Raw genomic sequence first — 21071 nt, 5'->3', positions numbered from 1 at the left:
CGGATTTCGTCCGAGGCCATCGTTTTTCCGATCGGGCTGCATTTCCCGGGAAGCGACTCTTGACCTTGACGCAGCGTCATGGCTGGACAGTGGTGCCATCGACCCCACACTGGAGGAGCACCACCATGAACGCAGTCATCGTCGCCGTCGAGCTCGCAGCCGCCGCGGCCTTCCTGAGCATCCCGATCGTGCGCCACCGATTCGGCGCCCACGCCATGGCCGGCGCCGAGGCCGAGCTCGCCCGCCAGGGCGTACGCACCAGCGCGCTGCGCGAGAACGGCATGCGGTTCGACGCCAGCGGGCACGAGTGGTGGGCACCTGGTGGCATCGCCGCGTTACTGGTGACGGCGGCGGGTCTCACTCTCGCCGGGTTCGACTGGATGCAGCCGGTGAACGTGGTGGTGCTGTCGTTGCTGTTCATCGGCAACTGCGTCATCGTCTACAGCAACCTGACCGCGACCCGATCCGTGCAGGCCGCCTTCCGCCGCAAGAACGACCCCGAGCTGGCCGGCGTGGACGTCCCGGCCCTGCTGAAGGTCGCCGAAGCGGGATTCCCGGACTGGACCTGGACCCTCCAGAGGGTCCGCAACACCATCGTGTTCGCCGGCTCGGCGCTCGGCCTGATCCTGCTGGCCGTCGCCTGACGCTCAGCAGGTTCAGCCGCGCCCGGCGTACGGCATCCCGGTGGCCATGATCGTCATCGCGGGGACGCTGACGCCGGACGGGAGCTGCGCCATGGCGACCACCGCGTCGGCGACGTGCTGCGGGTCGAAGGTCGGTTCGGGACGTACGGTGCCGTCGGCCTGGCGGGCGCCGACGGCGATGCCGGCGGTCATCTCGGTGGCCGCGTTGCCGATGTCGATCTGGCCCACCGCGATGTCGTGGGCGCGGCCGTCGAGGGCGAGCGCGCGGGTGAGGCCGGTGATCGCGTGCTTGGAGGTGGTGTACGCCGCGCTGCCGGGGCGCGGGACGTGGGCGGAGATCGAGCCGTTGTTGATGATCCGCCCTCCTCGCGGGGACTGCCGCTTCATCTGGGCGAAGGGCTCGCGGGCGCACAGGAAGGAGCCGGTGACGTTGACGGCGAGCGTCGCGGCGAACTCCTCGGGCGGGATCTCGTCGGCCTCACCGCTCGGGCCGAAGGTGCCGGCGTTGTTGACCAGCAGGTCCACCCGCCCCCACATCCCGACGACGGCGGCGAACGCCGCCTCCACCTCGGCGGCGTCGGCGACGTCGGTCGGCAGCACGAGGGACCGCGCCATCACCGACGCGGTCTCCTCGAGCGATGCCTTCGTACGTCCCAGCAGCGCGACCTGGAAGCCGGCACCGTCCAGCGCCTGAGCGATCACCCGCCCCAGTCCGGAGCCGGCTCCGGTGACGACGGCGACCGGCATCAGGTGAACTGCCGGCTGAGCTGAGCGTGGCGGTTGACGTCCTTGTAGAGCAGGTAGCGGAACCGGTCGGGTCCGCCGGCGTAGCAGGCCTGCGGGCAGAACGCCCGCAGCCACATGAAGTCGCCCTCCTGCACCTCGACCCAGTCCTTGTTGAGCAGGTAGACGGCCTTGCCCTCGAGGACGTACAGCCCGTGCTCCATCACGTGCGTCTCCGGGAACGGGATCGCGCCGCCCGGCTCGAAGCTGACGATGTTGACGTGCATGTCGTGGCGTACGTCATCGGGGTCGACGAACCGCTGGGTCTTCCAGGCGCCGTTGGTGCCGGGCATCTCGCCGCCGGGTACGTCGACCTCGTTGGTGACGAACGGTTCGGGGACCTCGATGCCCTCGACGGCCTGGTAGGCCTTGCGGATCCAGTGGAAGCGGGCGACCCGGTCGCTGGTGTTGTGCAGGGTCCAGGTGGAGCCGGGCGGGAGGAAGGCGTAGCCGCCGGGGGCGAGGTCGTGCTTCTCGCCCTCGAGGGTCAACGTCAGGGCGCCCTCGACCACGAACAGGACGCCCTCGGCGCCCGGGTCGAGCTCGGGCTTGTCACTGCCGCCGCCGGGCGAGACCTCGACGATGTACTGCGAGAAGGTCTCGGCGAAGCCGGAGAGCGGCCGGGCGATCACCCACAGCCGGGTGCCCTCCCAGAAGGGCAGCTTGCTGGTGACGATGTCGCGCATGGTGCCACGCGGGAGCACGGCGTACGCCTCGGTGAACACGGCCCGGTCGGTGGTCAGCTCACGCTGCGACGGGTGGCCGCCGGTCGGGGCGTAGTAGCGGCCAGAAGGGTTGTGTGCTGCGCTCATGGTCGGGCTCCTTCTTCGGTGACTCTGCTGAGCAGCCGGCCCTGGGGCGCGGCCTCGATGTCGATCTTCTCGCCACGCAGCCAGGTCTGGCGGACGACGCCTGCCAGGGTCCGGCCGTGGTACGGCGTGACGGCGTTCTTGTGGTGGAGCTTCACGGCGTCGACGACGTAGGAGTCCTCGGGCGCGAGGACGGCGAAGTCGGCGTCGTGGCCGACCGCGATCTGCCCCTTGGCCGTCAACCCTGCGTGGCGGGCCGGTGACTCGGACATCCAGCGGGCGATGTCGGTGAGGGCGAAACCGCGTTGCCGTGCTTCGGTCCAGACTGCCGAAAGCCCGAGCTGGAGCGAGGAGATGCCGCCCCAGGCGACCCCGAAGTCGCCGGTGTCGAGGGCCTTCAGGTCGGGGGTCGAGGGCGAGTGGTCGGTGACGACCATGTCGATGACCCCGTCGCGCAGGCCCTGCCAGAGCAGCTCACGGTTGGCCGCCTCCCGGATCGGCGGGCAGCACTTGTACTGCGTCGCGCCGTCGGGAATCTCCTCCGCGGCGAAGGTCAGGTAGTGCGGGCAGGTCTCCGCCGTGATCGGGACCCCGTCACGGCGGGCCGAGGCCAGCATCGCGAGCACGTCGGAGCTGGAGACGTGCAGGATGTGGACGCGGCAGCCGGTCCACCGGGCCAGCTCAATGACCTGGGCGATGGCCAGGTTCTCCGCGCCCCGTGGCCGGCTGTGGAGGAATCTGTCGTACGTCCCGCCCGCTGCCTCCGGCGCGTGCTCGATCGCGTGCGCGTCCTCGGCGTGGACGATCAGCAGCCCGTCGAAGGAGGCGATCTCGCGCATCGCGAGCTCGAGCTCGTTGGCGTCGAGGGGCGGGAACTCGTCGACTCCCGAGTGCAGCAGGAAGCACTTGAAGCCGGCGACGCCCGCCTCGTGCAGAGGTCGCAGCTCCGCCACGTTGCCGGGGATCGCGCCGCCCCAGAAGCCGATGTCGACGAAGGCCTGGCTCGCCGCCGTCTTGCGCTTGAGGTCGAGGGCCGGGAGGTCACAGGTCGGCGGGATGCTGTTGAGCGGCATGTCGACGATGGTGGTGACCCCGCCGGCAGCCGCGGCACGGGTCGCCGAGGCGAAGCCCTCCCACTCGGTCCGGCCGGGATCGTTGACGTGTACGTGGGCGTCGACGACCCCGGGCATCAGCACCTCGTCGTCAGCGAGCTCGACCACTCGGTCCGCGGTCAGGCCGGTTGCCGCAGGCTCCACCGCGACGATCTTCCCGTCGCGGACTCCGACGCTGCCTGCCGTCTCGCCCTCGGGGGTCACCATCCGCGCCGCCCGGATGACGACATCGAGATCTCGAGTCACACCCTCACCTCCGCCTCATCGACTACCTCTTCGAGTGCCACCACCCGGGTCCGCTGGCGACCGAGGCCGGTCACCTCGGCCTCCACCACGTGCCCCTCCCGCAGGAAGGGCCGGGGCTCGGGTCGCAACGCTGCGACCCCGCCAGGTGTCCCGGTCAGCACCAGGTCGCCGGGCTCGAGTGTCATCAGCGTACTGAGGTAGGCGAGGAGCTCGCCGACGCTTCGGGCCATCCGGGCGGTCGTCCCGGACTGCCGCCGCTCGCCGTCGACCCACAGCTCCAGGCCGAGGGCCTGCGGGTCGCTCACGGCGTCGGGCGTGACCAGCCAGGGACCGATGGGAGTGAAAGTGTCGGCACACTTCCCCTTGGCCCAGGTCGGACCCGCGGCGATGCGCGCCCGCTCGCTGACGTCGTCGGCGGTGAGGTAGCCGCCGACCGCGGCCAGGGCCTGTCGTGGATCCGGGCAGCGGGACAGCCTTCGCCCGATCACCACACCCAGCTCGACCTCGTAGTCGGTCATCGTCGAGCCCGGCGGAAGCTCGATCGCGTCGTAGGGACCGACGATCGAGGTCGAAGGCTTGAGGAACACGACCGGCTCGTCCGGGATCGCGACCCCCGCCTCCTCGGCGTGGTCCTCGTAGTTGAGCCCGATCCCGACGACCTTCCCCGGCCGATCAACCGGCGGCCCGATCCGGGTGCCGTCGGGGACCACGGGAAGGCGGCCCGAGGCAACCGCGTCGCGGATCATCCGAAGTCGCTCGGGGTCGCCGAGCAGGTCGCCGTCGATCGCCGGAACCACCGCCGACAGATCGCGCAGCACGTCCTGGTCGTCGAGCGCTGCCGGTCGCTCCTGACCCCGCGGTCCCACATTCAGCAGTCTCATGCCGCCTCCTCGGATGCTGACCGAGGTACCTCGGTCTCGATGCAGTTCCCTCGTGGAACTCCACGAAGGAGGTGAGCGCTCACCGAGTTACCTCGGTGAGCATTCCGCCACCAGCTCATGCGTCCTCCCTGATCAGATGGTCGGCGGCGATCCGCTCGGCGACCTGCTCGAGCAGGACCGCACCGTCGCTCAGACAACGGGCCAGGTCGGGTTCGATGTCCACCAAGGCGTACGCAGCACCGATCCCGGCCGCCCGCAGCCGGTCGTGGTCGAGATGGTTGACCCCGCAGACCGCCACGACCGGGACGTCGGCGCGGGCGGCCGCGGCGGCGACGCCTGCCGGCGCCTTTCCGTTGAGGGTCTGCTCGTCGAGCGCCCCTTCGCCGGTGACGACGAGGGCTGCACCGTCCAGGGCCGAGGCGAAGTCGACGAGCTCGAGGACGAGCTCGATGCCCGATCGCAGCTGCGCGCCCAGCAGGGCGAGCGCGGCGAAGCCGACACCGCCGGCCGCTCCGGTCCCGGGGTGATCACGAAGGTCGGTCCCGGTGAACGACGCCACCAGAGATGCCCAGCGACCGAGCGCGGCGTCGAGCCGTCGGACCTGGTCCGCATCGGCGCCCTTCTGTGGGCCATAGACCGCGGCCGCACCCGTCGGGCCGGTGAGCGGGTTGTCGACGTCGCACGCGACGGTGACCGAGACCCCTTCGAGGCGCCGCCGCAGCTCGTCGACCTCGATCCGGGCGACCTCCTCGAGCCCGGCTCCGCCCGGACCCACCGGCTCCCCGGCAACGGTGAACAGCCTGGCGCCGAGCCCGCAGAGCAGGCCCGCCCCGCCGTCGGTGCTGGCGCTGCCTCCGATCCCGAGCACGATCCGGCGACAGCCCGCATCGATCGCGGCCGCCATCGCCTGTCCGGTCCCGAGGCTGGAGGAGCGCAGCGGATCCGGCACACCCGGCAGCCGCGCCAACCCGGACGCGTCGGCGAGCTCGACGACCGCGACGTCGTCCCGCCGGGCGTACGCGGTCTCGACGGGCTCGCCCGTCGGACCGGCCACGCGGACCGGGACGAGGACGAACCCGGCGGACTCGGCCGCGGCCAGGATGCCGTCGCCGCCGTCGGCGACCGGGATCGCGTCGACGACCACGTCGGGACGCCCCCGGCGGATCCCGGCGCTCACCGCCGCCGCGACCTCGGCAGCGGTGAGCGACCCCTTGAACTTGTCGGAGGCGACCAGCACGCGGACCACAGGCCGGCCTCAGTCCAGCGGGACGAGCGCGGTCGGGGCGTGCTCGCCGCGCTCGGCCAGCTCCTCGAACTCGACGACGCCGTCGATCTCGAGGCCCATCGAGACGTTGGTGACGCGCTCGAGGATGACCTCGACCAGCACCGGCACGCGATACTCCGCCTGAAGCGCCTTGGCCTTCTCGAAGGCGGCACCCAGATCGGCGGGGTCGGTCACCCGGATCGCCTTGCAGCCCAGGCCTTCGGCGACCTTGAGGTGGTCGACGCCGTAGCCGTCGACCTCGGGGCTGTTGACGTTGTCGAAGGCGAGCTGGACGCAGTAGTCCATCTCGAACCCGCGCTGGGCCTGGCGGATCAGGCCGAGGTAGGAGTTGTTCACGACCACGTGGATGTAGGGGATGTTGAACTGGGCGCCGACCGCCAGCTCCTCGATCAGGAACTGGAAGTCGTAGTCGCCCGAGAGCGCGACGACCTGGCCGTCGGGAACGGCGGTCGCGACCCCCAGCGCGGCCGGGAGGGTCCAGCCGAGCGGGCCGGCCTGGCCGGCGTTGATCCAGTGCCGCGGCTGGTAGACGTGCAGCAGCTGCGCAGCCTGGATCTGGGACAGGCCGATCGTGGTGACGTACCGGGTCGAGGGCCCGAAGGCGCGGTTCATCTCCTCGTAGACCCGCTGAGGCTTGATCGGGACATTGTCGAAGTGCGTCTTGCGGTGCAGCGTCCGCTTGCGCTCGGCGCACTCCTCGGCCCAGGCGGCGCGGCTCGGGATCCGGCCGGAGCCCGCCCACTCCCGGGCGACCTCGACGAGCATCTCCAGAGCGGCCCGGGCGTCGGAGACGATCGAGTAGTCCGGCGCGAAGACCCGGCCGATCTGGGTCGGCTCGATGTCGATGTGCACGAACGTACGTCCGGCCGTGTAGGTCTCGACCGAGCCGGTGTGGCGGTTGGCCCACCGGTTGCCGATGCCGAGGACGAAGTCGCTGGCCAGCATGGTCGCGTTGCCGTAGCGGTGGGAGGTCTGCAGGCCCACCATGCCCGCGTTGAGCGCGTGGTCGTCCGGGATCGTGCCCCAGCCCATCAGAGTGGGGACGACAGGAACCCCGGTGACCTCGGCGAGCTCGACCAGCAGGTCGGCGGCGTCGGCGTTGACCACGCCACCGCCCGCGACGATCAGCGGGCGCTCCGCGGCCAGCATCATCGTCAGCGCCTTCTCCGCCTGGGCACGGCTGGCCGCCGGCCTGGCGATCGGCAAGGGCTCGTACGTCTCGATGTCGAAGTCGATCTCGGCCAGCTGGACGTCGAGCGGCAGGTCGATCAGGACCGGGCCCGGACGTCCCTCGCGCATCAGTCGGAACGCCTTCTGGAAGGTGCCCGGGACCTGGGCGGGCTCCATCACGGTGACCGCCATCTTGGTGAGCGGACCCGCGATGGCGGCGATGTCGACCGCCTGGAAGTCCTCCTTGTGGAGCTTCGCGACCGGCGCCTGGCCGGTGATGCACAGGATCGGGATCGAGTCGGCGGAGGCCGAGTAGAGACCGGTGACCATGTCGGTGCCGGCCGGGCCGGAGGTGCCGATGCAGACGCCGATGTTGCCGGCCTTCGCCCGGGTGTAGCCCTCGGCCATGTGCGAGGCCGCCTCGACGTGGCGGGCGAGGACGTGCTGGAGTCCGCCGTGCTTGCGCATCGCGCTGTAGAACGGGTTGATCGCGGCGCCGGGGAGGCCGAAGAGCTGGGTCGCGCCCTCCTTCTCCAGGATCAGGACGGCGGCGTCGACCGCGCGCATGCGTGCCATCTCAGTTCTCCTTCTCGGTGACGGAGCCGCTCAGGCGCTCGACGCCGCGCAGCAGCGCGGAGTGGTCGAGGCCGCCGTCGCCGTTGGCCCGCGCGCTCGCCATCAGCTGGGCGACCAGCGAGCCGAGCGGGACCACGACGCCGGCCTCACGGGCGGCTGCCGTGACGATGCCCATGTCCTTGTGGTGCAGGTCGATCCGGAACCCGGGCTGGAAGGAGCGGGTCAGCATGTTCTCCTTCTTCTGGTTGAGCACGCTCGAGCCGGCGAGCCCGCCACCGAGCACCTCGAGGGCGGCCTTGGTGTCCACGCCGTACGCCTCGAGGAAGACGACCGCCTCCGAGAGCGCCTGGATGTTGGCGGCGACGATGAGCTGGTTGGCCGCCTTGACCGTCTGGCCGGCGCCACTCGGGCCCACATGGACGATGGTCTTGCCGACGGCGTCGAAGAGCGGCTTCGCGGTGGCGAAGTCGTCGGCTTCGCCACCGACCATGATCGAGAGGGCCGCGTTCTTGGCACCGGCCTCGCCGCCGGAGACCGGAGCGTCGAGGATGCGGAAGCCACGCGCCGTCGCCTGCTCGGCCAATGCCGCACTCACGTCGGGGCGGATGCTGGAGAAGTCGATGATCAGCGCGCCGGCCGGGGCGGCGTCGAAGACCCCGTCCTCGGCGGCGAGGACCTCCTCGACATGGGGCGAGTCCGGGACCATGACGCAGACGACGTCGGCGTCGCGGCAGGCGTCGGCGGTGGATTCGGCTGCCCGGCCACCCGCCGCGGCCAGGGCCTGGGTGCGCTGGGGGTTGTGGTCGAAGCCGGCGACGGTGTGACCGGCGGCGACGAGGTGGGCGGCCATCGGGCTGCCCATGATGCCGAGGCCGATGAAGGCGATGTTGGTCATGACGTTCTTCTCCTACGGGGGTGATCAGTGGGTGGCGTACGCGGCTGGTCGAGTCGGCTCGTCCTGACCAAGATCCGCGCCGAGTCGGCTCGTCATGACGCGCCGACTCGGCGCTGGTTCCGGTCAGGACGAGCCGACTCGGCATCGGGGGCGAGCTTGCGGCGTTCGCGCGGCAGCCAGTCGAAGCTCTCGGCCGAGGTGTTGGTGGGCTTGTACTCCAGCCCGACCCAGCCGGTGTAGCCGGCCGCCTCGAGGGCGGCGAGCTGCCGCTCGAGCGGGAGCTCGCCGGTGCCGGGCTCATTGCGGCCCGGGGCGTCGGCGATCTGGACGTGGGCGACGCGAGCGGCGTACGCAGCGATCGCCGCGTCGACGTCGTCGCCGTTCACGGCGAGGTGGTAGAGGTCGGCGAGCAGGCCGATGTTGGCCTCGCCGGCGCGGTCGATCGCCGCGATCGCGTCGGCGGCGGTGAGCAGCGGATAGCGGTCGGCACCGCTGACCGGCTCGACCAGCACGGTGCCTCCGATGCGGGCTGCAGCACGGGCGGCCAGCGCGAGGTTCTCGGCGCCGAGCTCGTCCTGCGCCTCGGGGGCGGCGCCGTCGACGCGGTTGCCGTAGAGGGCGTTGAACGCGGCGCAGCCGAGCCGCTCGCCGATGCCGATCGTGGCGTCGATGTTGTCGCGGAACTCCGCGGACCGGGCCGGCCAGGAGACCAGGCCGCGGTCGCCGGCCGGCATGTCGCCGGCGAAGAAGTTGAGGCCGACGAGCTGCACCCCGGCGTCCTGAACGGCGGCGACGAAGGCGTCCACGTCCTTGTCGGACGGCACCGCCTCCGCGAACGGCCACCAGAACTCCACCGCGTCGAAGCCGGCGGCCTTCACCGCCGCGGGGCGTTCGAGCAGCGGGAGCTCGGTGAACAGGATCGAGCAGTTCACCTCGTACCGGAGCTGGTGGGTCATCGCACCGTTCCTTCCGTAATGCGGAATTTGATTTCTGACATTCGAAATATAAGGATGTGAGCGGAGTCACGTCAACCCGCGTCTCGGACTCGGCCGCAAAGTGGTGAAGAAACGACAACGGCCTCCCGCGTACGGGCGCGGGCGTTGTACGTTCCTCCAAGACGCGGCTGACGGACTGCGGACCGTGGAGGCACCGTGCTACTGGCAGAGCTGTTGGAGACGCCCACCCTGGGCCTGCGACTCCTGCACGCCCCGGAGGGCTCGCTGGAGCGTCCGGTGGGGCGGACGATCACGATCGACCTGCTCGAGCCGGGCCGCTATCTGAACGGCGGGGAGCTCGTCCTCACCGGCCTCGTCTGGCGCCGCGGACCCGAGGACAGCGAGACGTTCGTGTCCTCGATCGCGGAGGGCGGCGCGACCTGTCTGCTGGCCGGAGCGGCCCTGCTCGGCGCGGTTCCCGACGACCTCGTCGACGCCTGCCACCGCCATCAGGTCGCCCTGGTGGAGGTGCCCGGCGACGTGGCGTTCGCCGATGTCACCGAGTACGTCGCGGCCGCCGGCGCTGCCGGCGCGAGCGCCCGGATGTCGGCCAGCCTGGCCCGCCAGCGCCAGCTCCTCTCCGCCATCGCCTCGGGCCGCAGCCTCGACGAGCTGGCCGCCCGGGTGGCCTCCGAGATCGGCCATGCGTGCCGGGTGCTGACCGCGAGCGGGCGCCATGTCGTACCCGGCCCCGGAGAGCTCGATCCGGACACGGTCGACGCGCTGACCCGCCGCTTCCTGACCGCCGACCTGCTGCCCGCCGTGGCCGAGGTGGGCGACCGCAGCTACTCCCTGTTCCCCATCGGATCGGGCCTGGCCGACCGCCTCACCGGATGGACCGTGGCGGTCGAGGGCGACCACACCACCTGGCCGCGGGAGGACCTCGACATGGTCCACGAGTTCGGCGCCATCACCGCGCTGGACCGGTCCCGGCGCGACGAGGGATTCCGGGTCCGGCGACCCCTCGCGGCGGCGACCCTCGCCCACCTGGAGGCCGGCGCCTCACCTGCCGAGATCGCGACCGGGCTGCGCCAGTCCGGGCTCGATCCCGAACGGCCTCTCGTGCTCGCCGTGGCCGAGCTCGGGCCGGGTGGTCCGCCGGACGCGGTGGCCGCGGTGCTCGAGGATGTCGCTCTCGGCCTGGGGCCGTCCGTGGTCGCGAGCGCCCGCGACGGCTGCGCCGTCGCGTTCCTTCCGTCCCGTCCGGACCTCACCGACCAGCTGCGCCGCTCGCTCACCCGGTTGGCGCCGGCCCTGGTCCGCGGCTCGCTGTCGGTCGGGCTGAGCGGCGAGAGCGGCATCGACGCGCTGGCCGGTGCGCTCGAGGAGGCCCGGTTCGCGCACCGGGTCGCGCGCTCCGGCGGCGGCGCGGTGGCCCTGTCCAGCTCGGAGGAGGTCACCTCGCACGTACTCCTGCTCGCCACCGTCCCCGACGACATCCGCCGCACCTATGCGCAGCGCGTCCTCGGCCCCGTCCTCGAGCACGACCAGCGCACCGGCAGCGATCTGGTGCCGACGCTCGAGCGGTTCCTGACGTACGCCGGGTCCTGGACGCGTACTGCCGAGTCGCTCCATCTCCACGTCAACAGCGTGCGCTACCGGATCTCCCGGGTCGAGGAGCTGACCGGCCGTGACCTGACCACGATGGAGGACCGCGTCGACGTCTTCCTCGCCCTCAGATCGCTCTGAACCATCCCCGAGCGCCGGCCGGTTTCACGCCACGGAAACCCCTCCGAAACCGGCCGCGCGGCATCCTGGAGGATCACACAAAGCCCAGATCCACGCAGACCCCATCTTCGGATGATCGGCGGGTGCCGCTCGGGGCCCCGAGAGACCAGGCTGTGGTGAGAGTCACAGCTCACCTGCCCACCAGGGCGCCCCGAGAAAGGTGTGAGGATGAACGCGAGAGCAGTCCTGAGGTCGATGCGGCCCCAGAAGAAGGACGGTGGCCGCCCCACCCACCCCGTGGACGAGGTGCTCCCGGCGCCCAAGCTCGCCGTCTACGGCCTCCAGCACGTGCTCGCGTTCTACGCCGGAGCGGTGATCGTCCCGATCCTGCTCGCCAACTCGATCGGGTTGAGTCAGCAGGAGCTGATCCACCTGATCAACGCCGACCTGTTCACCTGCGGCATCGCCTCGATCATCCAGTCGGTCGGCTTCTGGAAGGTCGGCGTACGCCTGCCGCTGCTGCAGGGTGTCACCTTTACCGCCGTCTCGCCGATGATCGCGATCGGGCTCGCGGCCGGAGGCGGCACCGACGGGCTGCTCGTGATCTACGGTGCGGTGATCGTGGCCGGTCTGGCGACCTTCTTCATCGCCCCCTACTTCAGCCGGCTGATCCGGTTCTTCCCGCCGGTCGTGACCGGCTCGGTGATCACCATCATCGGCATCGCCCTGCTCCCCGTCGCCGCCGCGGACGCGACCGGTGGCGCCGGCCCGACCTCGGACCCGACCAGCGGTCGCAACCTGGCGTACGCCCTGGGCACCCTGGCTCTGATCGTCATCATCCAGCGCGTGTTCAAGGGCTTCATGGCCACCGTCGCCGTGCTCGTCGGCCTGGTCGTCGGCACCCTCGTCGCGTGGGCTCTCGGGGACGCCCACTTCGACGCGGTCGCCGGCTCCGACTGGGTGGGTGTGACCACCCCGTTCCACTTCGGCTGGCCACAGTTCTCCGCCGCCGCGATCGTGTCGATGATCGTCGTCATGCTGATCACCGCCGTCGAGACCACCGGTGACGTCTTCGCCACCGGCGAGATCGTCGAGAAGCGGATCGGCCGCACCGACATCGCCCGCGCCCTGCGTGCCGACGGCCTGGCCACCACCATCGGCGGCGTCTTCAACTCCTTCCCCTACACCTGCTTCGCCGAGAACGTCGGGCTCGTCCGGCTGACCCGGGTCAAGAGCCGCTGGGTCGTCGCCACGGCCGGGCTGATCATGGTGTTCATCGGGCTGCTCCCGAAGGTCGGCGCGATCGTCGCCGGCATCCCGCACCCGGTCCTCGGCGGCGCCGCCCTGGCGATGTTCGCGACGGTCGCGGTCGTCGGCTTCCAGACGCTCAGCAAGGTCGACTTCCACGACCACCGCAACGTCGTGATCGTGGCGACCAGCGTCGGCCTGGCGATGTACGTCACCGCGCAGCCCGAGGTCGCCCAGGCCGTCCCGGGATGGGCCGAGATCATCTTCGGCAGCGGCATCACCCTCGGCAGCCTCACCGCGATCGCACTCAACATCCTGTTCCACCACGTCGGCCCGGACTACGGCCCCGCCGTCGCCGGCCAGCCCGGCGAGGGCGTCCGGCTCGACCAGGTCAACCAGATGGGGCGTACGGAGTTCGTGGAGACGTTCGACGGTCTCTTCCAGGGACCGCGGTGGATGGTCGAGCGGGCCTGGGAGCAGCGTCCGTTCGCCGACACGCACGCCCTGCGCCGCGCCTTCCAGGACGCCCTCTTCAGCGGCACCGCCGAGGAGCAGCGCGAGCTGATCGAGGCCTACCCCGAGCTGGGTTCGCGGCTGGTCTCCGAGGGCCTCGTCGGCGAGGAGTCGCTGCGCGACCAGTCCTCGAAGGGCCTGACCCACCTGGCCGAGCCGGACCAGGAGGCGCTCACCTCGCTCACCGACGCCTACCACGAGCGGTTCGGCTTCCCGCTGGTCATCTCCGTACGCGACTCCGACTCGCTCGACCGGATCCTTGCCGAGGGTCGGTCGCGGCTCGGCAACTGCGAACGGCAGGAGCACGCCGCCGCGCTGATCGAGATCGCCAAGATCGCCGGCCACCGCTTCGACGACTTCCTGCGTGACGCCAACCCGATCCACAGCGCCCGCACCCGCAACCCGATCCGGAGCCAGCCATGACCGATCCCTCAGTCACCGTCAACGGGGACCAGGTCCCCCTGACCGGGGTCGCCGCCCACACCACCGCCCTCGACTGGCTGCGAGGCCGCGGCCTGACCGGCGCCAAGGAGGGCTGCGCCGAGGGCGAGTGCGGCGCCTGCTCGGTGCTGGTCGCCCGGCCCGGCACCGACACCGCGACCGAGTGGACCGCCGTCAACGCCTGCCTGGTCCCGGTCGCCGCGCTCGACGGTCAGGAGCTGGTCACCAGCGAGGGCCTCGGCACCAGCAGCGACCTCCACCCGGTCCAGCAGGAGATCGCCGTCCGCGGCGGGTCGCAGTGCGGCTACTGCACCCCCGGGTTCGTCTGCAGCCTGGCCGCGGAGTTCTACCGCCCCGGGCGCAGCGCCGATGCCGAGGCGGGGACGTGCGACCACGAGCACGGCCCGAACGGGGTCGACCTGCACGCCCTGAGCGGCAACCTGTGCCGCTGCACCGGCTACCGCCCGATCCGCGACGCCGCGTACGCACTGGGCGCCCCCGACGAGGACGACGCGCTCGCCGCCCGCCGCCAGGCACCACCGCCCGCGCCGCGCCCGACCCGGATCGCCGTCGACGGCGCCGAGTTCGTACGCCCCGCGACCCTCGCCGAGACCCTCACCCTGCTCACCGAGCGGCCGGAGGCGCAAGTGGTCGCCGGCTCGACCGACTGGGGCGTCGAGGTCAACATCCGCGGCCGCCGCGCGCCGCTGGTCGTGGCGGTGGACCGACTGCCCGAGCTCCGCTCGCTCACGGTCGGGGACGACACGATCGAGATCGGCGCCGCGCTCACCCTGACCGAGATCGAGCGTCGCCTCGACGGGCGGGTCCCGCTCCTGGCCGAGCTCTTCCCGCAGTTCGCCTCGCGCCTGATCCGCAACGGCGCCACGATCGGCGGCAACATCGGCACCGCCTCCCCGATCGGCGACGCCCCGCCGGCACTGCTCGCGCTCGACGCCGACGTCGTCCTGGCCTCGCCCCGTGGCGAGCGGGTCGTCCCGCTGGCCGACTACTTCACCGGCTACCGCGAGACGGTCCGGGCCGCCGACGAGCTGATCCGCGGCGTACGCCTTCCGCTGCCGCTGGCCCCGCTCGTCGGCTTCCACAAGATCGCCAAGCGCCGCTTCGACGACATCTCCAGCGTGGCCGTGGGCTACGCGCTCGAGGTCGTCGACGGCACCGTGGTCCGCGCCCGGATCGGCCTGGGCGGCGTCGCCGCGACGCCCTTGCGCGCCGTCGCCACCGAGGACATGTTGGTCGGCCGGCCCTGGACCGAGGAGACCGTACGCCGCGCCGCGGCCGTCCTCGCCGGCGAGGGCACCCCGATGGACGACCACCGCGCCAGCGCGTCCTACCGCTCGGCGATGCTCGGCCAGTCGCTGCTGCGCCTGTTCCACACCCACCCCGAGACCCACCGCGAGGAGGTGCCCGTATGAGCGCCCTGTCCGAACGCCCCGACAACCCGATCGTCGGGATCCCGCTCCCGCACGAGAGCGCCGCGCTGCACGTCACCGGCGAGGCGCTCTACACCGACGACCTGGTGGGCCGGATCGCCGGCACGCTGCACGCCTGGCCGGTCCAGGCCCCGCACACGCACGCCCTGGTGACCGCGCTCCGGACCGCCCCGGCCCACGAGGTCCAGGGCGTCGTCCGCGTGCTCACCGCCGAGGACGTACCCGGCATCAACGACGCGGGCGTCAAGCACGACGAGCCGCTCTTCCCGACCGAGGTGATGTTCCACGGCCACGCGGTGTGCTGGGTGCTCGCCGAGACCCAGGAGGCGGCCCGGCTGGGCGCGGCCGCGGTCGAGGTCGACTACGAGCCGCTGCCGTCGCTGGTCACCGTGCCGGAGGCGATCGCCGCCGAGAGCTTCCAGGGCACCCCGCGCAACCTCGAGCGCGGCGACGCCGTCGCGGCGATCGAGAACGCCGCCCATGTCTTCGAGGGCGAGTTCGAGTTCGCAGGTCAGGAGCACTTCTACCTCGAGACCCACGTCTCGCTCGCCCTGGTCGACGAGGGTGGCCAGGTGCTGGTGCACAGCAGCACCCAGCACCCGTCGGAGACCCAGGAGATCGTCGCCCACGTGCTCGGCGTACCGAGCCACGAAGTCACCGTGCAGTGTCTGCGGATGGGCGGCGCGTTCGGCGGCAAGGAGATGCAGCCGCACGGCTACGCGGCCATCGCCGCGCTCGGCGCCACCTTGACCGGGCGGCCGGTCCGCCTGCGCCTCAACCGCACCCAGGACATCACCATGTCCGGCAAGCGCCACGGCTTCCACAGCACCTGGCGCGCCGGGTTCAACGACGAGGGGCACATCGTCGGCCTCGAGGCCACGCTCACCGCCGACGGCGGCTGGAGCCTCGACCTCTCCGAGCCGGTGCTGGCTCGAGCGCTGTGCCACATCGACAACGCCTACTGGGTGCCGAACATCCGTGTCGACGGCCGGGTCGCACGCACCAACAAGACCTCGCAGACCGCCTTCCGCGGCTTCGGTGGACCACAGGGCATGCTCGTCATGGAGGACCTGCTCGGCCGGTGCGCGCCGCTGCTCGGCATCGACCCGCTCGAGCTGCGCCGCCGCAACTTCTACCAGCAGGACCAGACCACGCCGTACGGCCAGCAGGTCAAGCAGGCCGACCGGCTGGCGGCCTGCTGGGACCAGGTGGCGGCCTCGGGCGAGGTGGCCAGGCGACGTACGGAGATCGAAGCCTTCAACAGGCTGCACCCGCACACCAAGCGGGGTCTGGCGATGACGCCGGTGAAGTTCGGCATCTCGTTCAACCTCACCGCCTTCAACCAGGCCGGCGCCCTCGTGCACGTCTACAAGGACGGCTCGGTGCTGATCAACCACGGCGGCACCGAGATGGGCCAGGGCCTGCACACCAAGATGCTCCAGGTGGCCGCGACCGCGCTCGGCCTGCCGTTGTCCCGGGTACGCCTCGCCCCCACCCGCACCGACAAGGTGCCCAACACCTCAGCGACGGCGGCCAGCTCCGGTGCGGACCTCAACGGCGCCGCGATCAAGAACGCCTGCGAGCAGATCCGCGAACGGCTCGCCCAGGTCGCCGGTGGCCGTCTCGGGATCAGCCCCAGCGACGTACGTTTCGACGACGGTGTCGTCCACGGCCTCTCCCCCGCATCAGGGGAGATCGGCTGGAACGAGCTGGTCAACGCCGCCTACCACCAGCGGGTGCAGCTGTGGGCGGCTGGCTTCTACCGCACCGAGGGTCTGCACTGGGACCCCAACGTCATGCGGGGTGAGCCGTTCAAGTACTTCGCCAACGGGGTCGCGGCCTCCGAGGTCGAGGTCGACGGTTTCACCGGTGCCTACACGCTGCGGCGCGTGGACATCGTCCACGACGTCGGCGACAGCCTGAGCCCGCTGATCGACATCGGCCAGATCGAGGGCGGCTTCGTGCAGGGCGCCGGCTGGCTGACCCTGGAGGACCTGCGCTGGGACACCTCCGACGGACCCAACCGGGGCCGGCTGGCGACGCAGGCGGCGAGCACGTACAAGCTGCCGAGCTTCTCCGAGATGCCCGAGGACTTCCGCGTAAAGCTGCTCGAGAAGGCCCACGAGGAGGGTGCCGTCTACGGCTCCAAGGCCGTCGGCGAGCCTCCGCTGATGCTCGCCTTCTCGGTCCGCGAGGCGCTGCGCGAGGCGGCCGCCGCCTTCGGCCCGGCCGGCACCAGCGTCGACCTGGCCTCGCCCGCTACGCCCGAGGCCGTCTACTGGGCGCTCGACCGAGCACGTACGCCTGTCGAACCCGCGACGGAGCCTCGCGAGGAGGTGCTGACATGGAGTGGCTGAAGGCCGTCCAGCGGCTGCGTGAGCAGCGCGTTCCCGGCGTACTGGTGACCCTGATGTCCGTACGTGGCCACTCGCCGCGTGAGGCCGGGGCGAAGATGGTCGTCTCGGACGACCGCACCTGGGCCACGGTCGGTGGCGGCAACCTGGAGGCGGTCGCGATCGAGCGCGCCCGGGCGATGCTGACCGACGGTCTCGCCGCACCGGAGTCGCTCAAGGTGTCGCTCTCCGACAAGGCGCCCTACCAGCACGGCGTCCAGTGCTGTGGTGGCGAGGTCGAGCTGCTGCTCGAACCGCTGCCCGTGGTGCCGTCCGTGGCCGTGTTCGGGATGGGCCACGTCGGGGTCGAGCTGGCCCGCATCCTGGCCCGCCACGACCTCGAGCTGCATCTGGTCGACTCCCGTGCCGCCCAGCTCGAGCCCGACCAGCTGCGCGGGCTCGACGACGCAGTCGCCGGCGTCCACATCCACGAGGTGCCGGTGCTGCCCGAGCTCGTCATCGGCGAGCTGCCCGAGGGCACCCACGTCCTGATCATGACCCACGATCACGCCGAGGACGCCGCCCTGTGCGACGCGGCTCTGCGGGCCGGACATCTCGGGTCGATCGGACTGATCGGCTCGAGCGCCAAGTGGAGCCGGTTCCGGGCCAAGCTCGCCGACGAGGGGCACACCCCCGAGGTGATCGCCCGCATCACCACGCCCATCGGGCTCCCAGATCTCGGCGGCAAGGAGCCGGCCACGATCGCGGTCAGCGTCGCGGCCCGGCTGCTGCAACTCTTCGCGGGCGACCCCGCGAAGACCGAACAACAATCAAGGTGACATCCCGAATGACGCTCTACCGAGGGACCTTCCTCGACACTCCCGACGACCCCTTCACCGGCGGTCGGCTCCGCACCGAGCAGGACGGCGCGCTGCTCGTCCGCGACGGCGTGATCCGCGCCCGCGGGTCGTTCGCCGATCTGCACCGTCAGCACCCTCAGGAGGACGTCGTCGACCTCTCCGGCGGCTTCGTGCTGCCCGGATTCGTCGACACCCACGTGCACTTCCCGCAGGTACGCGTCATCGGCGGCCTCGGCATGCCGCTGCTCGACTGGCTCGACCGGACCGCGCTGCCCGAGGAGGCACGCCTGGCCGATCCGACCTACGCCGAGGGCGTCGCCACCGACTTCGTCCGCGGCCTGGTCGGCGCCGGCACCACCACCGCGCTGGTCTTCGGCAGCCACTTCGCGCCCGCCGTGGACACCGTCTTCGCCGAGGCCGCGCGCGTCGGGCTGCGGATCACCAGCGGCCTCGTGGTCAGCGACCGGCTCATCCGCGAGGACCTGTTCACCGACCCCGACCGGGCGCGCGAGGAGTCGCTCGCGCTCGCCGCCCGCTGGCACGGCGTCGGCCGGGCCCGCTACGCCGTGACCCCGCGGTTCTCGTTGTCCTGCACCGACGACCTGCTCGCGGCCTGCGCCGACGTACTGAAGGCCGTGCCCGGGGCGATGCTGACCTCCCACGTCAACGAGAACATCCGTGAGATCGAGACCGTCGAGGCGCTCTTCGGCTGCGACTACGTGACCTCCTACGACCGCCACGGCCTGGTCGGCCCCGGCACCGTCCTGGCGCACAACGTGCACCCCACCGACCCCGAGCTCGCACTGTTGGCCGCGCGCGGAGCCGCCGTCGCGCACTGCCCCTCCAGCAACGCCGCCCTCGGCAGCGGCCTCTTCCCGCTCGCCCGCCACCGCGCCCACGGGGTGCGCGTCGCGATGGGCTCCGACGTCGGCGCCGGGACCGGGTTCTCCCTGCTCAAGGAGGGCCTGGGGGCGTACGTCGCCCAGCAGCTCCTCGGCGAGGCCGGTCATCCCCTGACCCCCACCCACCTCCTCCACCTGGCCACCCGCGCAGGCGCCGAGGCCCTCGGCCTGGGGGCTGCCATCGGCGACTTCTGCGTCGGCCGCCGCTTCGACGCCCAGTGGATCAAGCCGGCCGCGAGCACCCCTCTCGACGTCGGCCTCGCCCACGCCGCCGACCCCGCCGACGCCCTGGCCAAGATGTTCGCCCTCGGCACCCCCGCCGACGTGCACCGCGTCTGGATCGAAGGCGACCCCATCACCGCCCCCGACCCGCACCTCGTCGGCTGACCCACCCCGCCGAGGCGTCACCCAGGTCGCCCGAGGCGTCACCTAGGTCGGTCGAGACGTCACCTAGGTCGGTCGAGACGTCACCTAGGTCGGTCGAGTGGGCACCGCGGTGCCCACTCGGCCGACGGGAGTGACGTCTCGCCAGCGCATTCCGGAACCCCACCCTCGAACGAACGAAAATTCGTTCACCCGCAGAAATGATCAGACCCCGGGCTGACCCGGCCCTTGTCGAGGCGTCACGTACGTCGGTCGAGACGTCACCGTCGTGCCAACTCGGCCGACGGGACTGACGTCTCGGCAGCTCATACCGGGAGCCCCACCTCCGGGCGAAAGAATATTCATTCAGCCACAGGAGCGATCAGACCCCGGGCTGTCCGGCCCTACCGAGCCGTCACGTACGTCGGCCGAGTGGGCACCGCGGTGCCCACTCGGCCGACGCGAGTGACGTCTCGGCAGTCAGGAACGCTCGATGTCGTCGTCGAGCCGGTCGCCGAAGCCCTCGCGACTGTCCTGCGAGGCGGCGAATACGGACGCGCCGGAGCGGTTGCCGACGGTGATCTCGTTGAACAGCAGGTTGAGCACGACGGCGACCAGGGCGGTGGCGCTGATGCCGGAGTGCATGATCACTCCGAGCCACTCCGGGAAGGCGTCCCAGAAGGTCGGCGCCGCGATGGGCAGGATGCCGACGGCGATCGCGACGGAGACGATCACCATGTTGAGGTTGTCCTCGTAGTCGACGCGCGACAGCGTACGGATCCCGGAGGCCGCGACGGAGCCGAACAGCACGATGCCGGCGCCGCCGAGCACGGGGTACGGGATCGCCGCCACCACCGCGCCGACCACCGGCAGCAGCCCGAGGAGCAACAGCACGAGGCCCCCGGTGGCGACGACGTACCGGCTCCGGATGCCGGTCAAAGCCACCAGGCCGACGTTCTGCGCGAACGCGCTGCACGGGAAGGTGCCGAACAGCGGGGCGACCGTGGTCGCTGCCATGTCGGCGCGGAGACCGCGAGCGACGCGTCGAGCATCCACGTCGGTCTCCACGATCTCGCCGATCGCCAGGATGTCGGCGGTCGTCTCGGTCATGATCACCAGCACCACGATCGTCATCGAGACGATCGCGCCGACCTCGAAGGTCGGGCTGCCGAAGTGCAGGAGCGGCGGGAGCGCGACCAGGTCGGCGTCACCGACCGAGGAGAAGTCGGCCTGCCCCGCGATCACCGCGATCACGGTCCCGGCCACGAGCCCGATGAGGATCGACAACCGCGAGATCGCGCCCTGGAACACCCGGCTGATCACCAGGATGATGAGCAGGGTCAGCCCGGCGTACGCGATGTTGGTCATCGATCCGTAGTCCGGCGCTGTCGCGTCGTTGCCCATCGCCCACCGGAACGCCACCGGCATCAGCGAGAGGCCGATGACCGTGATGATCGTGCCGGTGACGACGGCCGGGAACAGCCGGACCAGCTGGGCGAAGAACGAGGACAGCACGAGTCCGATCAGGCCGGCGACGATGATCGCGCCGAAGACGGGACGCAGCCCGTCCTCGCTGGCGATGGTGACCATCGTCGACACGCTCGCGAACGAGATTCCCTGCACGATCGGCAGCCGGCTGCCGAAGGGGCCGAGGCCGAGCGTCTGCAGCAGCGTCGCGAGGCCGGAGACGAAGAGGCCCGCGGTCACCAGCAGCGCCAGGTCCGTGCCGGAGAGACCCGCGGCACCCCCGACGATGAGCGGCGGCGCGATCACGCCGCCGTACATCGTCAGGATGTGCTGCGTGCCGTAGGCGAGGAGCTGAGCCGGCGGATGCCGCTCGTCCTCAGGTCGGGTCGGGCCGGATGCGGTTGTCTGTCTCCTACGACCGAACATGGC

General features: G+C 71.3%; 16 protein-coding genes. 7 read left to right on the top strand and 9 right to left on the bottom strand.

All coding sequences use genetic code 11. The annotated features are described in order from the left end of the window. Positions 1-125 precede the first annotated feature (125 nt). On the top strand, positions 126-644 hold the full coding sequence (locus ACIRON_RS25425; RefSeq protein ID WP_402996696.1) for a hypothetical protein: 519 nt from the start codon (positions 126-128) through the stop codon (positions 642-644). 12 nt (positions 645-656) lie between these two features. Here the strand turns inward: ACIRON_RS25425 and ACIRON_RS25420 are convergent, their stop codons facing one another. The 8 genes from ACIRON_RS25420 to ACIRON_RS25385 all read right to left on the bottom strand — a co-directional run bounded on the left by ACIRON_RS25420 (position 657) and on the right by ACIRON_RS25385 (position 9357). After that, positions 657-1391, bottom strand: coding sequence for an SDR family oxidoreductase (locus tag ACIRON_RS25420; RefSeq protein ID WP_402996694.1), 735 nt, complete (start codon positions 1389-1391; stop codon positions 657-659). Beyond that, entirely contained in the window at positions 1391-2239 is an 849-nt protein-coding gene (locus ACIRON_RS25415; RefSeq protein WP_402996692.1) for a bifunctional allantoicase/(S)-ureidoglycine aminohydrolase, read from the bottom strand. Before ACIRON_RS25415 ends, ACIRON_RS25420 begins: the two co-directional genes overlap by 1 nt. Further along, the gene (gene allB / locus ACIRON_RS25410) at positions 2236-3594 is read right to left on the bottom strand and encodes an allantoinase AllB (protein WP_402996690.1); all 1359 of its coding nucleotides are present in this window, start codon (positions 3592-3594) and stop codon (positions 2236-2238) included. Before allB ends, ACIRON_RS25415 begins: the two co-directional genes overlap by 4 nt. Beyond that, positions 3591-4475, bottom strand: coding sequence for a fumarylacetoacetate hydrolase family protein (locus ACIRON_RS25405; protein ID WP_402996688.1), 885 nt, complete (start codon positions 4473-4475; stop codon positions 3591-3593). Before ACIRON_RS25405 ends, allB begins: the two co-directional genes overlap by 4 nt. A gap of 115 nt (positions 4476-4590) precedes the next feature. Next, a complete protein-coding gene (locus tag ACIRON_RS25400; RefSeq protein ID WP_402996686.1) occupies positions 4591-5721 on the bottom strand; it encodes a glycerate kinase in 1131 nt (376 codons plus the stop codon). A gap of 9 nt (positions 5722-5730) precedes the next feature. Beyond that, entirely contained in the window at positions 5731-7506 is a 1776-nt protein-coding gene (gene gcl, locus ACIRON_RS25395) for a glyoxylate carboligase (RefSeq protein ID WP_402996684.1), read from the bottom strand. 1 nt (position 7507) lies between these two features. After that, on the bottom strand, positions 7508-8401 hold the full coding sequence (locus ACIRON_RS25390; RefSeq protein ID WP_402996682.1) for a 2-hydroxy-3-oxopropionate reductase: 894 nt from the start codon (positions 8399-8401) through the stop codon (positions 7508-7510). Between the two features lie 92 nt (positions 8402-8493). Then, a complete protein-coding gene (locus ACIRON_RS25385; RefSeq protein ID WP_402996680.1) occupies positions 8494-9357 on the bottom strand; it encodes a hydroxypyruvate isomerase family protein in 864 nt (287 codons plus the stop codon). Between the two features lie 195 nt (positions 9358-9552). Here ACIRON_RS25385 and ACIRON_RS25380 point away from each other — a divergent pair, with 195 nt between their 5' ends. The 6 genes from ACIRON_RS25380 (at position 9553) to ACIRON_RS25355 (ending at position 19199) form a co-directional block, all read left to right on the top strand. After that, complete coding sequence (locus ACIRON_RS25380) at positions 9553-11085, top strand: PucR family transcriptional regulator (RefSeq protein WP_402996678.1); 1533 nt, start codon at positions 9553-9555, stop codon at positions 11083-11085. Positions 11086-11292: 207 nt separating this feature from the next. Continuing rightward, a complete protein-coding gene (uraD, locus tag ACIRON_RS25375) occupies positions 11293-13248 on the top strand; it encodes a 2-oxo-4-hydroxy-4-carboxy-5-ureidoimidazoline decarboxylase (RefSeq protein WP_402996676.1) in 1956 nt (651 codons plus the stop codon). Beyond that, positions 13245-14699, top strand: a complete 1455-nt coding sequence (locus tag ACIRON_RS25370; protein WP_402996674.1) for a xanthine dehydrogenase small subunit — start codon at positions 13245-13247, stop codon at positions 14697-14699. Before uraD ends, ACIRON_RS25370 begins: the two co-directional genes overlap by 4 nt. After that, a complete protein-coding gene (xdhB, locus tag ACIRON_RS25365) occupies positions 14696-17074 on the top strand; it encodes a xanthine dehydrogenase molybdopterin binding subunit (RefSeq protein ID WP_402996672.1) in 2379 nt (792 codons plus the stop codon). Before ACIRON_RS25370 ends, xdhB begins: the two co-directional genes overlap by 4 nt. Beyond that, positions 17062-17889 carry a xanthine dehydrogenase accessory protein XdhC gene (xdhC, locus tag ACIRON_RS25360; RefSeq protein ID WP_402996670.1) on the top strand — a complete coding sequence of 276 codons (828 nt, stop codon included), beginning with the start codon at positions 17062-17064 and terminating at the stop codon, positions 17887-17889. The genes xdhB and xdhC overlap by 13 nt, the downstream gene beginning before the upstream one ends. 8 nt (positions 17890-17897) lie before the next feature. Next, positions 17898-19199: a guanine deaminase gene (locus ACIRON_RS25355; protein WP_402996668.1), complete on the top strand. Its 1302-nt coding sequence runs from the start codon at positions 17898-17900 to the stop codon at positions 19197-19199. A 456-nt stretch (positions 19200-19655) separates the two neighbouring features. On the opposite strand, the gene ACIRON_RS25350 is transcribed toward ACIRON_RS25355, so the two are convergent. Beyond that, on the bottom strand, positions 19656-21068 hold the full coding sequence (locus ACIRON_RS25350; RefSeq protein ID WP_402996666.1) for a nucleobase:cation symporter-2 family protein: 1413 nt from the start codon (positions 21066-21068) through the stop codon (positions 19656-19658). Positions 21069-21071 lie beyond the last annotated feature (3 nt).

The organism is Nocardioides sp. NPDC101246, from assembly GCF_044767415.1.
GTDB lineage: Bacteria > Actinomycetota > Actinomycetes > Propionibacteriales > Nocardioidaceae > Nocardioides.
The sequence above is the reverse complement of the archived record's forward strand: the minus strand, read 5'-3'. Positions and strand labels throughout refer to the sequence as shown.